The 13,583-nt window shown below is 73.3% G+C and carries 10 protein-coding genes; 5 read left to right on the top strand and 5 right to left on the bottom strand.

Annotation, left to right across the window (positions count from 1 at the left end; translation table 11 throughout):
- Positions 1–38 precede the first annotated feature (38 nt).
- Positions 39–866, bottom strand: a complete 828-nt coding sequence (locus ACQEVZ_RS49925) for an SDR family oxidoreductase (protein WP_433382090.1) — start codon at positions 864–866, stop codon at positions 39–41.
- Between the two features lie 51 nt (positions 867–917).
- Between ACQEVZ_RS49925 and ACQEVZ_RS49920 the strand changes: the two genes are divergently transcribed.
- From ACQEVZ_RS49920 to ACQEVZ_RS49905, 4 genes are all read left to right on the top strand, one after another.
- Entirely contained in the window at positions 918–1,292 is a 375-nt protein-coding gene (locus tag ACQEVZ_RS49920) for a winged helix-turn-helix transcriptional regulator (protein WP_354896217.1), read from the top strand.
- Positions 1,289–2,626 carry a hypothetical protein gene (locus tag ACQEVZ_RS49915; RefSeq protein WP_433382086.1) on the top strand — a complete coding sequence of 446 codons (1,338 nt, stop codon included), beginning with the start codon at positions 1,289–1,291 and terminating at the stop codon, positions 2,624–2,626. Before ACQEVZ_RS49920 ends, ACQEVZ_RS49915 begins: the two co-directional genes overlap by 4 nt.
- Positions 2,627–2,655: 29 nt before the next feature.
- On the top strand, positions 2,656–3,846 hold the full coding sequence (locus ACQEVZ_RS49910) for a M20 metallopeptidase family protein (protein ID WP_433382083.1): 1,191 nt from the start codon (positions 2,656–2,658) through the stop codon (positions 3,844–3,846).
- 111 nt (positions 3,847–3,957) lie between these two features.
- On the top strand, positions 3,958–5,184 hold the full coding sequence (locus ACQEVZ_RS49905; protein ID WP_433382080.1) for an MFS transporter: 1,227 nt from the start codon (positions 3,958–3,960) through the stop codon (positions 5,182–5,184).
- On the opposite strand, the gene ACQEVZ_RS49900 is transcribed toward ACQEVZ_RS49905, so the two are convergent.
- The 3 genes from ACQEVZ_RS49900 to ACQEVZ_RS49890 form a co-directional block, all read right to left on the bottom strand.
- Positions 5,165–6,658: a DUF7402 domain-containing protein gene (locus ACQEVZ_RS49900; RefSeq protein ID WP_433382077.1), complete on the bottom strand. Its 1,494-nt coding sequence runs from the start codon at positions 6,656–6,658 to the stop codon at positions 5,165–5,167. The two genes, ACQEVZ_RS49905 and ACQEVZ_RS49900, sit on opposite strands and share 20 nt — an antisense overlap.
- 307 nt (positions 6,659–6,965) lie before the next feature.
- The gene (locus ACQEVZ_RS49895; RefSeq protein WP_433382074.1) at positions 6,966–9,011 is read right to left on the bottom strand and encodes a hypothetical protein; all 2,046 of its coding nucleotides are present in this window, start codon (positions 9,009–9,011) and stop codon (positions 6,966–6,968) included.
- 150 nt (positions 9,012–9,161) lie between these two features.
- Positions 9,162–10,268: a hemerythrin domain-containing protein gene (locus ACQEVZ_RS49890; protein ID WP_433382071.1), complete on the bottom strand. Its 1,107-nt coding sequence runs from the start codon at positions 10,266–10,268 to the stop codon at positions 9,162–9,164.
- A gap of 70 nt (positions 10,269–10,338) precedes the next feature.
- Between ACQEVZ_RS49890 and ACQEVZ_RS49885 the strand changes: the two genes are divergently transcribed.
- Complete coding sequence (locus ACQEVZ_RS49885; protein WP_433382068.1) at positions 10,339–10,983, top strand: TetR/AcrR family transcriptional regulator; 645 nt, start codon at positions 10,339–10,341, stop codon at positions 10,981–10,983.
- Here ACQEVZ_RS49885 and ACQEVZ_RS49880 read toward each other — a convergent pair.
- Positions 10,955–13,567, bottom strand: coding sequence for a putative bifunctional diguanylate cyclase/phosphodiesterase (locus ACQEVZ_RS49880; RefSeq protein ID WP_433382065.1), 2,613 nt, complete (start codon positions 13,565–13,567; stop codon positions 10,955–10,957). The genes ACQEVZ_RS49885 and ACQEVZ_RS49880 overlap by 29 nt on opposite strands.
- Positions 13,568–13,583 lie beyond the last annotated feature (16 nt).

Here is a 13,583-nt window from a genome sequence, read left to right as displayed (position 1 = left end):
GGCAGTGAGACGAACGGCGAGCCACGAATTCGACAGCCTCAGGAGGCGAATGCCGCGGCGTTGCGGGACGCCCAGGTCTGGAACGAGACGGGCGGGCGGCCCAGCACCCGCTCGACGTCGGGGCTCACCGCCTGCTCGTCCGGCCGGGGCCGGCCGAGGATGGCCAGGGTGCCGTCCGCGACCGGCGGGGGCATGAAGCCGAGCAGCTGGGCGCGGGCCTCCTCCGGGGTCTGCTCGACGAGGTCGACCGGCGCGCCGGTGGCGGCGGCGATCGCCGCCGCGCGGTCGCGGGGTGTGGTCGCCGCAGGTCCGGTGAGCACATACGTGGCGCCGTCGTGCTCGGCGCCGGCGAGGAGGACCGCCGCCGCGACCGCCGCGATGTCGTCCGGGTCGACCAGCGGGAGGGCGACGTCCACGTACGGCGCGTACGCCACCCGATGCGAGCGGATCGTCGGGGCCCAGGCGAACGTGTTGCTCGCGAAGCCGCCCGGGCGCAGGATCGTCCAGCGCACGCCGGCGCCGCGGACCGCCGCCTCCAGGTCGCGCAGCGGTGCGTGCGACGGGGTGTCGGGGCGGGTGCCGGCGGCCTGGGAGGACAGCAGGACGATGCGCGGCACGCCCGACTCGCGGACCGTGGCGACGAGCGCCCGGTGGTCGACCGGCGCGCCGGGCACCAGCAGGAACAGCGCGTCGGCGCCGTGCAGGGCCGGGCGGAGGCTCGCCGGGTCGGCCAGGTCCGCGGCGAAGGAGCCGTGCGATGGTCCGGCGTTGCGGGAGACGGCGGCGACGGTGGCGCCGGCCGCGGTCAGGGTCTGTACGAGAGGGCGGCCGACGTTGCCGGTCGCACCCGTCACGACGATCTTCATGCCGGCGAAGCTAGCATCGTGGGGATAGTAGGTACCTACAGGAAAGTGACCATGCAGAAGGAAACCATCCCGGAACTGGCGTGCCCGATCGCGCCGGTGGTCGACATCGTGTTCAGCCGGTGGACGACGCCGATCCTGTGGACGCTGCACGAGCACGGGCGGCAGCGGTTCAGCGAGCTGGAGCGCCGCATCGGCACGGTCACGGCGAAGGTGCTCACCCAGCGGTTGCGGCAGCTGGAGCGGGACGGCCTCGTCGTCCGCACGTACACGCCGGAGATCCCGCCGCGGGTCGAGTACGAGATCAGCGACCTCGGCCGCAGCCTCGGCCCGCTGTTCCACGCGCTCGCCGACTGGGCGGGCGGGCACCTGCCGGCCGTCGACGCGGCGCGGGCCTCCTACGACGCCGCCGGCAAACCGCGCCCATGACAGCGGATCGGATGCGGGCGTTCGCCGTGCTGCTCGACCGGTCGGTGGCGCGGATCGCCGAGCTGTCCGCGGACGGCCGCCGGTTCGACCGGCGCGCGGTCGTGGGGCTCGCGGACATCTGGGACAACAGCACGTTCCCGCTGTTCGACACGGCGCTCCTGCGGCCGTCGTGGCTGCGTGAGCGGCGGGCGGCGGCGGCCCTGCGGTGGATGGCGGACGGCAGTCCCGCGCGCCGGGCGTGGATGATCGAGCAGGCCGCCGGCCACCGGCTGGAGTCTCTGCTGCCGGAGCAGCGGGACCAGCCCGCGCACGTGCGGGACTACAAGGGAGACCTGCGGCCGGGCGTCGTCCCGCTGACCGCGGCGGCGGCCGCCGGCACCGCCCGCGACTACGACCTGACCGGGGCCCGGGTCCGCACCGTACACCTGGAGCGCGGCGAGCACGGCATCCATGGCTACCTGTGGCTCGAGGCGCCGCGCCGCTACCCCGCGCCCGACAACGCCGGCGAGGCGATCGTCGAGGTGATGCTGGAGGACGTCCGGGAGGCCCGGTTCGACACCGGCGACGGCCCGGGGGCGGCGCTGACGGTCGACGGTGACGGGGTCGAGGTGCAGGTCGGCGCCCGCGGCCGGTTCGGCGCCGCGTCGGCGCGCGTCGGCTTCGACGACGACACGTGGCACCTGTCGGGTGCGGGCCGGGACGCGGCGGCGGCCGATCCACGCGGCCGCGCGTTCCGGCGCGAGCCGATCGGCTGGCCACCGGCCCGCGGCGCGGCCCGGGACGCGGCCCTGGTGGTGCACCAGGCGATGCTGGAGCTGCGGTCGGTGCGCTACGCGAGCAACGTCGGGTCGGTGCGGTTCGGGCAGCTGTGCGCCGCCTTCGCCGGGGCGGGCACCGGCGTGCTCGCCGCGGCGGGCCGCCCCCGGCGGGTCCGTGACCGCGCGTTCCGGGAGCTGGCCGAGGGGTGGATCGCCGCGAGCCCCTGCCTGGCGGCCCGCATCACGGACCGGTTCCCGGACGGTCACTGGGCCCGGGCGGCGGTCCCCGCAGGCGACCCGCCACCGGCCCCGGCGGCGGCGATACCCGGGCGGGCCGAGCTCACCCTGGTCCACCACGTCGCGGCGCACGTCCGCTTCGACACCCAGCGCGACGCCTCCACGATCGTCAACCTGGCCGTCCCGGACGGTGACGGCCCGTGGACGCCGCGGGCGCTGGAGTTCGAGCGTACCGCCGCCGTGTCGATCGCCACGCCCGCGCTCGCCGGCCCGCACCCCGTCGCGCACACCGCCGGCCGGTCGCTGTCCTTCACCGACGGCTCGTTCAGCGTCGCGTAGTGGTGGCGCGCGGCGGTACCGTCTGCGGGATGGGACTGCGTGACGACCTCATCGACCTGCGCCGTGATCTGCACCGGCACCCGGAGATCGGCCTCGACCTGCCGCGCACCCAGCGGAAGGTGCTCGCCGCGCTCGAAGGCCTGCCGCTGGAGGTGACGACCGGCACCGCGCTGTCGTCGGTCACGGCGGTGCTGCGCGGCGGCCGGCGTGGCGGTGTAGACAGTCCCGCGGTGCTGCTGCGCGGCGACATGGACGCCCTGCCGGTCACCGAACTCGCCGATGTGCCGTTCGCCTCGGCGGTGCCGGGCGCCATGCACGCCTGCGGTCACGACCTGCACACCGCCGGGCTGGTCGGCGCGGCCCACCTGCTCGCCGGGCGCCGCGACGAGTTGGCCGGCGACGTCGTGTTCATGTTCCAGCCGGGGGAGGAGGGCTGCAACGGCGCCGGGCTGATGATCGACGAGGGGGTGCTGGACGCCGCCGGCTCCACCGTGGTCGCCGCGTACGGGCTGCACGTGCTGGCCACAGACTTCCCGCGCGGGGTGTTCGCGTGCCGGCCGGGCGCGCTGATGTCCGCCGCGGCGGGCCTCTACGTGCGGGTCGTCGGCGCGGGCGGGCACGGGTCGGCGCCGCACGACGCCCGCGACCCGATCCCGGCCGCGTGCGAGATGGTGACGGCGCTGCAGACGATGGTGGGGCGCCGGTTCAGCCCGTTCGAGCCGGTCGTGCTCACCGTCGGCGAGTTCCACGCGGGCACGCTGCGCAACGTCATCCCCGACGAGGCGGTGTTCTCCGCGACGGTACGGACGTTCAGCGCCGCCGCCGCGGAGCAGATCGCCGGGGACTCGGTGCGGCTGTGCGAGGGCATCGCGGCGGCGCACGGGCTGCGCGCCGAGGTGCGGTTCGAGCCGGAGTACCCGGTGACGGTCAACGACGACACGGAGGCGGCGTTCGTGGCGAGCACGGTCCGCGACGTGTTCGGGGCCGACCGGTTCCAGCACATGGAGCACCCCGACCCGGGCTCCGAGGACTTCTCCCGCGTCCTGCAGCGGGTCCCCGGTGCCTACCTGTTCCTCGGCGCGGCGGGCGGCGACGACCACACCGTCATGCCCAACAACCACTCGCCGCGCGCGGTCTTCGACGACAGCGTCCTGCACGACGGCGCCGTCCTGCTCGCCGAGCTGGCCCGCCGCCGCCTGACCCCGGGGCCCGCCGCCTGACCCCGGGGCCCGCCGCCTGACCCAGGGGCCCGCCGCCTGACCCAGGGGCCCGCCGCCTGACCCAGGGGCTCGGGGTAGAAAACCGTACGTACGTCTTGTTAGGGTCCCGGCGTGCTACCCGAACCCGGACCCGTGCGCCTGCTCGCCGGCGCCACCCTCATCAACACGTTCGGCAACGGCGTGTCGATGGCGTCGGTGGCGCTGTTCCTGACCCGTTCCGTCGGGCTGAGCGTGCGGGAGACCGGCCTCGCGCTGACCGTGACCGCCCTGGTGTGCCTCGTGTCGAGCGCGCCGATGGGGTACGTCGCGGACCGCCGCGGACCGCGTGGCGTCCTGCTCGCCGGCCTGCTCGTGCTGTGCGCGGGCTCGGCGGCGCTGGTGACGGTGCAGGACTTCTGGACGTACCTGCTGGTCGGGGTGCCGATGGCGGTCGGCGACGCGGCACAGCGGGCGGCCAAGGGCGCGGTCATCGCCGGCGCGGTGCCCGCCGACCGGCGCGTCTACACCCGCGCCTACCTGCGCTCCGTCACCAACGCGGGCATCGCGGCCGGCGCCGCGGTGGCCGGCATCGGGCTCGCCGTGGACACCCGGCAGGCGTACCTCACGCTGATCGCCATCGACGCGGTCACGTACGCCGGCGCCGCGCTCGTGCTGCGCCGCCTCGCCCCGGTGCCGGCCGCGCCCAAGCGGCAGGAGGGTCCCCGGCTGGTCGCGCTGCGGGACCGGCCGTTCCTGGCGTTCGTGGTCCTGGACGGGCTGATGGCCACGCACTTCGGGCTGTTCGAGGTCGCGCTGCCGCTGTGGATCGCGCACCGCACCGACGCGCCGCGCTGGCTGATCGCGGTGCTGTTCGGCATCAACACGACCGCCGTCGTGCTCTTCCAGGTCCGGGCCGCCCGCGGCACCGAGGAGCTGCCCGGCGCGGCGCGGGCTTCGCGGAGGGCGGGGCTGGCGCTGTTCGCCGCGTGCGGGCTGTTCGCGTTGAGCGGCGGCGTGAGCATGCCGGTGACCGTGGCGCTGCTGGTCCTCGGGTCGATGGTGCACGTCGCCGCGGAGCTGTGGCACTCGGCCGCCGGGTGGGGCATCTCGTTCGGGCTCGCGCCGCCGGACGCGCACGGCCAGTACCAGGGCGCCTATGCGATGGGCATGCAGCTGGGCCAGATGCTCGCGCCCTTCGTGGTGACGACCCTCGCCGTCGGCTGGGGCGCGCCGGGCTGGCTGCTGCTGGGCGCGGCGTTCGCGGTCATCGGCAGCCTGGTCCCGCCGGTCGTCACGTGGGCCCGCGCGTCAGCCGCGGCGCACGGGCCCACGCCGGCGGTCAGCTCGCGAACGCCTTGACCTCGAGCAGACCGACCGAGCTGGTGCCGTTGGACTGCAGCACGACCCGCAACCGGGCGGTGCTGACCTGCGTGAACGTCACCGTGATGTACGCGTTGGCCGTCACCGGGTAGCCGCTGGCGCCGGGCACGTCGGCGTACGCGCTGCCGGTCCAGTACTGCAGCTTCCAGCTCGACGGCACGTCGATGCCCTGGTTGTCGTCGAACAGGTACACCTGCGCGCGCTTGAGCGTCTGGTTGCTGCTCCAGGTGAGCTCCGCCCACTGCTGGCCGCTGTTCGGCCACGTGCCCCAGCGCGGGTTCACGGTGTCGTTGGACGACGGCGGGTCGATGCCGTCGTTGATCGCCGCGACCGACTCCCACGCCGACGTGTACGACGCGGACGCCGTCGCCGACCGGGCCAGGTTGCTGTCCTGCGGCGGCGGGTTGCTGCCGCCGCCCTTGATGAGGAACAGGTTGTCGGCGACGTTGTAGTACTGCGCCAGGTACGAGCCCGCCGGCGGGTTGGTGTGGTAGTAGTCGTCGTGGTTGCAGTCGAGCCGGTCGTCGTGGGACCGGTTCGTGCACACCGTGCGGATGACGACGTCGTCGCCGTCCTTGTAGCACATGACGTCCCACTCGTCGGTGCAGTGCCCGTAGCCGGACGCGTTCGGCGCGTTGTTGTTGACGGCGCCGAGCGTGTGCCCGAGCTCGTGCGCGGCGACGCCGGCCGACCAGCAGCCGTTGTCCGCCCGCGCGTACTCCGGTCCGGTGTTGGACCGGTTCGCGTCGCTCTTGCGCGTGTCGCCGGCCAGCCCGCCGATGCCGCAGTACACGTTGGCGTCGACGAACTGCAGGTACTTGCGGTCCGTCCGGTTGTAGCCGGCCGCCTTGACCGCGTTGAGCAGCGGCGCCCAGTCGTTGGCGTTCAGCGCCGAGTCGGCGATCTTCACGTCCCGCACGACCGGCCGGCACGCGCCGTTGACGGTCTCGGTGACGTACCGGACGTGCCGCTCGCCGCCCGTCTCCTTGGCGCTCTCGTTGAAGATCGTGTCGACGCCCTCGGCGAGGGTGCGGAACGTCTCCAGGTACTGCGTGTACCGGCTGGTCGAGCCGTGGATGTACAGCACCTCGACCCGTCGCCCGCTCGTGCCGTCACCTTCGCAGACCGCGAGCGACTGCACGGCGGCCGCGGCCTTTGCCGTGCCGGCGAGGGCGGGCACGGGCGTCTTCACCGACAGCCCGGCCGGGGCGGCGTCCGGGCCGTGCGTGCACATGATCGGGCTGGTGCCTTTGACCTCGAGCAGCCCGGCGCCGCACGGCCCCGCGGCCCGCCGCTGCAGCCCGTCGTAGACAAGCCCTTTGGCGACGTCGTTCTTCGGCAGGCCGGCGCTGCTCTCACCGGCGGACGCCGTGCCCATGAAGGCACCGGTCACGGCGAGGCCGAGCGCCGCGACGGCCGCGACGACCAGGCGGGTGGTTCGTTTTCGGGGCATGATTCGGACTCCCTGTCACAAGGGTGGGGGCGGGGCCGATGCGCATCGACGAAATCCTTTTCGGCACCCTGGCAGGACGAATCGCCCCGCGTCAATCCTTGTGACAGGATGTGCGGAGATTTAAGGTTCTCTACAACTCCCGAAACCTTTTCGCCGCCCCGACCCTCTGAAACTTTCCCCACCCGCCGCGACCCCGTCGCGTCCCGCGGGACCGTAGCTCAGAGAGCCGTGATCGAGTAGCGGATCCGGCTGTCATGGCGACCGGATCCGCTACTCGATCAAGCTGGGCGGCGAAGATCAGCAAGGGCTACCAGGCGATCGCCTGTTCCCACATTCGTACGTAAGCCTCGGCGCCGGACAGGAGTTGCTGGCGGAGCAGGGTGCTGTCGGGGCCGGCGCGCTGGATGAGGTCGGTGGTCCAGTCGGCGAAGAGGCCGTACTGCGCGGCGCCGTCGGTGTTGACGTCGAAAGTCCGCGAGCCGAAGACCTGCTTGCTGACCGTGGTGCCGTTGGGGGCGGTGAACGGGTAGATCAGCGGGGCGGATGAAGCGTCCGGGCGGGGGTTCGCCTGGTCGCCGAGGCCGTTGACGTCGGTGCCGTAGCCGTAGCCGGTGATGGCGTTGCCGTGCGGGGCGGCGCGGTTGGCACGCCACTCGCTCAGGAACTCCGGCACCGAGTTGGCGTAGGTGGCCACGAAACCGCCGAGCGCGAGAATCCGGTCGATCATGGTCGGGTCGGACCAGCTGTGCACCGAGGTCACACCCGGGTAGTGGGCGGTCGCGGCCATGTCGAGCACGGCCTGGGCGGTCTTCACGCTCATGTGGTCGACGTGGATGATCATGCCGCGCTCCATCATCCGCTGGATGAGGTAGCGGCCGAGGCTGGTCAGGCCGCGGGTGTTGCAGATCTTGCCGCTGGGGTAGACCGGCAGCACGGTGCCGGGCGGCAGGCTCAGCACCCCGAAGCTCAGCAGCCGGACGAGGTCGTCCTGCACGAGGGGCTGCTCGTTGTCGGACGGGCCGGTGCAGCTGGTCGCGGTCCACCAGTGGCCGGTGGACAGCAGGTTGCCGACGTTGACGAACGCCCCGGTGAGGCCCGCGTCGAAGCGGGTGCCGCCGAAGGCGTTGTCGAACTTGTGGATCGGGTACAGGCCCGAGACGCCGATCGCCTGCAGCTCGTCGAGCCCGGCGTCGATCTGGGCGGTGGTGCACTGCGGGACGTCGTTGCTCTCGCGGCAGCCGAAGATCTCGGAGTTCTCGACGCCGATCGTGACGGCTAGCTTGCCCTGCGCGGCGATGCTGCGCACCTGGGCGGGCGTGGTCGCGATGCGGAACCAGCCCTTACCGGCGCCGCCGTTCTGCGCGTCGATGTAGTCCTGCATCGAGTACAGGTAGCGGGACTGGACCCGGATCTGGTCCATCTCGTCGCAGGGGGTGTCGCGGAACGGGAAGAGCTCGCAGATCGACCGGTTCGCGACCAGCAGCGCGTTGAGCACCCGCTGGCCGGCCCGCCAGGACCGTTCGATGCCACGGTAGTACGACTGCTCGTGCAGCAGCGAGTTGTGCTGCGGCCAGTCGCCGAACGTCGGCCAGCCGTCCTCGGGTGAGTTCGCCGCGTCGGTGCCGCCGACGATGGCCTCGAAGAGCGCGCCGACGTTGAGGCTGCGGTGCGTGTCGCACCCCGCGAGCGCGACCTGCACGCCGCCGGACGCCCACGCCTCGCCGCAGTGCATCTGCCCGCCGAACGCCGCGGCGGCCGTGATGTGGGCGTGCGCGTCGATCGTGCCGACGAGCCTGCCGCTGCCGTCGACGCCCGGCGCGGCGGTGCCGGTGACCCCCGGGTCGATGTCGGGCGGGGTGAAGCAGCCCGTCGCGGTCGCGAGGGCCACGGTGTACGACGTGCCGGCCGCGCCGAGGCTCCACAGGAACGAGCCCATGGTCTGGCCGGTGGCCGTGGCGGTGAACCGGTAGCGGTCGCCGGCCTTGGTGACGGTGAAGTCGGCCCGGTCCCCGTAGGAGTCGCCGGCCATGATGAAGCTGACGACGCTCTGGTACGCGGGCTTGCCGTCGGAGCCGAACAGCTCGTACCGGCCGAGCTGGGTGGCCTCCAGCCGGAACGGCGTGGCGCCGGAGGCGGAGGACGTGAAGCCGTACCCGGCCCCGCTGCGCACGACGTAGCCGGTCGCGCTGGAGCCGTTGAAGACCCGCAGCGTGGCGCAGGTGCCGTCGAGCGCGTCGGCGTTGGCGGTGATCGCGGCGGCGGAGGCCGGTGGTGCGGCCGCGACCAGTGCGGCCGCGACGGAGACGAGCAGTGTGGTGAGGAAGGCGGTCGGATGGCGTAGCGACAGGGACATAAGGCGGTGCCCCTTCATGCGTGCCGGAACGCGCGCTCCGGCGGCCGGTGTGAAGTCAGACCAGCGTCCGATAGGCAGCGGTCACTGTCAACAGGAAGCGAGAATCTTTCGGTTTTCCTGCCGCTCGGCCGCCGGTGCGCGGTACGGGCGTCAAACGCCGGCGGGGGAGTGGGTGGACAGGTCGGCGCGGATGCTGTCCAGCGTCGTAGCCATGGCCTTCGGCATCGAGCGGTCCCGGCCCGTGACCCGCTCGTAGAGGAGCATGCCGCGGCCCGCGCTGAGTGCCATCGTCTGCACGAGCCGGGTGCCGCCGGGCACGGGGGAGAGCTGGAAGCGCCAGGTGGTGCTGTCGAAGAAGGGGGCGCGCCACAGGGTGCGGAACGCGAACTCCTCGCCGGGCTTCGCGGTGGTCACGACGCACTCACGGGTCCAGCGGGCGATGCCGTGGCGGCTCGACCCGCTGAAGCGGGCGCCGATCGCGGGGCCGGTCGCGGCGTCGTCCCACTCGCTGCGGTAGCACTCCGGGCTCCAGCGGCCCATGCGCGTGACGTCGGAGATCGCGGCGTACACGGCCTCGGGGCCGACCGGGATGACGACCTCCGCGCGGGCCGTCAGCGCGATGTCGGGGTTCGCCGGCGCGAGGTCGCCGTACGCGTCCTGGAGGCGGCGGGTGTACCGGCCGCGGGTGAGCCGCAGGATCATCCGCAGTGGGGCGCTGCGCAGCACGGGCCGGGCCAGCTCGGCGTCCGCGGTCATCACCCACGGCACGGCGAAGCCCATCCTGATCGGCAGCGCCTTGCGCATGGCCTTCTCCATGGCCGCGTGCCGCTTCGGGCTGATGCGCTCGGCGACGATCGGCACGACGACCGCCTCCTCCTCGGCGAGGTGCGGGGTCATCAGGTCCCGCAGCCGCACCGCGGCGTCGGCGAGGTCGGCGGCGCCGCCCGGGCCCTCCTGCAGGGCGGCCCGGATGGTGTCCATCAGGGGGTCCAGCTCGTCGTGGTCGTCGCTGAGCGCGTCCAGCTCCGCGGACGGTCCGACCGCCTCGCGCAGCATCGGCCACAGGAACCGGTCCTCGCCGACGTGGTGGTGGTGGATCATGTCGATCACGTCGCCGATGTGGGCGCGCAGCGCGGTGAGCTGGCGTGGGCCGGGCCGTCGCCGGCCGGCGGCGAAGTCTTGCGCGAATGTGGCGAGCCGGTCGAGCTCGACCCGGATCGCGGCGTGCATCAACAGGTATCCGGACTGGTCTGTCATCGTGTTCGCTCCTCGGTTATATTCGGTACAGCCACACTGTATTCGAGCCAGCAGGTATGGAGTCAATATCGTGGACACGACACAGAGCCGGGCGTACCGCTCACCGCGGCGCCAGGCGCAGGCCGAGGCGACCCGGGCCGCGATCGTGCGCGCCGCCGGGCGGCTGTTCGCCGAGCGTGGCTACGCCGGCACCACGATGCAGGCGATCGCCGACGAGGCCGGCGTCGCCGTCGAGTCGGTCTACAAGGCCGGCTCCAAGGCGCAGCTGCTGCGCCGCGCCCACGAGGAGGCGGTGGCCGGCGACGACCGGCCGATCGCGCTGTACGACCGGGACGAGGTGCGCGCCGCGCTCGCCGTCGACGACCAGCGGGAGCTGATCCAGGCGTTCGCCCGCACCGTCGCGGACCGGGCGCAGACGCTGACCCCGATCAGCCGGGCCTTCGTCCAGGCCGCCGGCGCCGACCCGGCGATCAACGAGACGTGGGAGGAGCTGGAGGAGCAGCGCCTCACCGACATGCGCCGGCTCGTGGAGTCCGTCGCCGCGCTCGGCCCGCTGCGCGACGGGCTGAGCGTCGAGCACGGCGGCACGCTGCTGTGGACGGTGCTCAACCATCAGGCCGGCTGGCTGGTCGCGCACCATCTCCGCTGGGACGACAAGCAGGTCGCCGACTGGATGGCGGAGCTCGTCACCTGCCTGCTGCTCCCAGCCGCATAGGCAGCAGCGCGTCGAACTCCGCGGCCGGCACGGCCTTGGAGAAGTGGAAGCCCTGGCCGACCTCGCAGCCCAGGCGGTGCAGCTCCGCGGCCTGCTCGGAGTGCTCGATGCCCTCGGCGACCACGCCGAGCCCCAGCGCGGCGGCCAGGTCGAGGATCGCCCGCGCCAGCGCGGACTGCTCGGCGCCGGCCGCGACCCCGTCCACGAACGGCTTCGGGATCTTCAGGACGTCGATCGGGAAGTCGTGCAGGCGGGACAGCGATGAGTAGCCGGTGCCGAAGTCGTCGACGGCCAGCTGCACGCCGAGGGCCTTCAGCTCGCCGAGGCGGTGCTGGGCGACCTCCGCGTCCTCCTGCAGCAACGACTCCGTGATCTCCAGCGTGAGCAGGTGCGGCGCCAGCCCCGACCGGGCGAGCGTCTGCTGCGCGTACAGGACGACCGCGGGATCCTGGACCTGCCGCGGCGACAGGTTGACGCTGATCTTCAGCCCGGGCCACGCGGCCGCCTGGCGGCAGGCGGTCTCCAGGACCGTGTAACCGAGCGGCAGGATCAGCCCGCTCTCCTCGGCGAGGGGGATGAACCGGTCCGGCGGGATGAACCCGTGTCGCGGATGCGGCCAGCGTACGAGCGCCTCGGCGCCCACGATCGCACCGTCGGACAGGTCGACGAACGGCTGGTAGTACACCTGCAGCTCATGCCGCTCGACGGCGCCGCGCAGCTCCTCGGCGAGGTCGAGCTTCTCCAGCAGGCCCGCGTGCATGCTCGGGGCGAAGTAGGCGAACCGGTTGCGCCCCTGCCGTTTCGCCATGTGCATCGCCACGTCGGCGTTGCGCAGCAGCTCGTCGGCGTCGGGGAGCCGGTCGGGGTCGGGCAGCGCGATGCCGACGCTCGCCTGCGGCTGGATCTCCCGGCCGCCGATCGACAGCGGCTGGCGCAGCGTGGCGAGGATCCGTTCGGCGACCCGGGCGGCCTCGGCGGCGTCGTCGAGGTGCTCCACCAGCATCGCGAACTCGTCGCCGCCGAGGCGGGCGGCGGTGTCGGCGGAGCGCAGGCACGTGCGCAGCCGGTCGCCGACGGCCCGCAGCAGGGCGTCACCGGCCGAGCGGCCCAGGGAGTCGTTGACGGTCTTGAAGTCGTCGAGGTCCACGACGAGGACGGCGATGTGCTGGTACGGGGTCCCGCGCCGCTCCAGCGCGTGGTGCACCCGGTCGGCGAGCAGGGCCCGGTTGGCCAGGCCGGTCAGCTCGTCGTGGAACGCCCGGTGGGTGAGCTGGTCCTCCAGGGCCTTGCGTTCGGTGATGTCGCGGGTGGTCAGCAGGTAGCCGCTGACGTCGGCGTCGTCGACGACCCGGCCCACGGTCTCGGTCACGATGTACTGCCCGTTGGCGCGCCGCAGCCGACACTCGATGGGCCCGACCCGGCCGCCCTCGGTGACGGCGCTGCCGAGCAGGACCGTGACCCGGTGCCGGTCGTCGGGGTGGATGAGGTCGGTCAGCGGCGTGCCGAGCAGCGCGTCCGGGTGGTGATCCAGCAGGGAGCGCACCGACGGCGTCACGTACTGGATGGTCGCGTCCCGGCCGCAGATCGACAGCACGTCGGTGACCTGCTCGGTGAGCCGCTGGAACCGGTCCTCGGCGCGCCGCCGCTGGACGTCGCGCAGCGCCGCCATCAGGTCCGCCATGCGGATCAGGACCAGCACGAAGAGCACGCACGACGCGGCGAGGAACACCGCCAGCTCCGCCACCGCCGCCGACTCGACCGTGATCACGGCCGGGATGAGCAGGGCGGCGACCGCGAGCAGCACCGCGAAGCGGCCGCTGGTCAGCCGGGCCGGCCCCGGCGCCACGGGCTCGTCGAGCCGGCGCATGTCCGGGTGCAGGGCGGCGCAGCCGATGCCGAGGTAGAACAGGATCCAGCCGGCGTCGACCCAGCTGCCGGCGTGGAACCGGTCCCGCAGCGACTGCCACGCGAAGATCGCGTCGGTGGCCAGCAGCGCGAGGAGGCTGCCGAGCAGCAGCCAGAACGGCGTGTCGCGGGCGGTCCGGCCGCTGCCGAGCCGGGCCAGGACCGCCAGCACCAGCACGTCACCGAGCGGGTACGCCACCTCCGTGGCCCGCTCGAGCACCGTGCCGCCGGTGGCGTTGCTGAGGTAGGGGGCGATCAGGAACACCCAGGTCAGCAGCGACATGCCGACGGTGATGATGGCGGCGTCGAGCAGTGCGGCGCGGTCGCCGCCCGGGCTGCGCCGCCGGACCAGGATCGCCAGGGCGACCGCGAGCAGCGGGTACATCGCCAGGTAGAACACGTCGGCGAGCGACGGCCCGGGCGGCTGCCGGTGCTCCACCAGCTGCGGCCAGTAGAACAGCGCCTCGCCGACCGTGTACGACGCCAGCCCCGCGGCGATCAGCACCCACGGCAGCGGCCGCGCCGGCCGATGCCGGGCCGCGCCGGCCATGATCGCCGCGACCGCCGCGGCCGAGATCACCGTGTACAGCACGGAGCGCAGCGGCGAGTCGGGCGTGAGGAAGTACGCCGCGCCGAGCGCCACCACGACGCACACATACGCCCGGACCAGCACGGACACCCCCTCTTCCACCCAA

Source organism: Dactylosporangium sp. CA-152071 (assembly GCF_050936335.1).
Classification (GTDB): domain Bacteria; phylum Actinomycetota; class Actinomycetes; order Mycobacteriales; family Micromonosporaceae; genus Dactylosporangium; species Dactylosporangium maewongense.
Note: the sequence above shows the minus strand (reverse complement) of the source record. Positions and strands in the feature narration are given on the sequence as shown.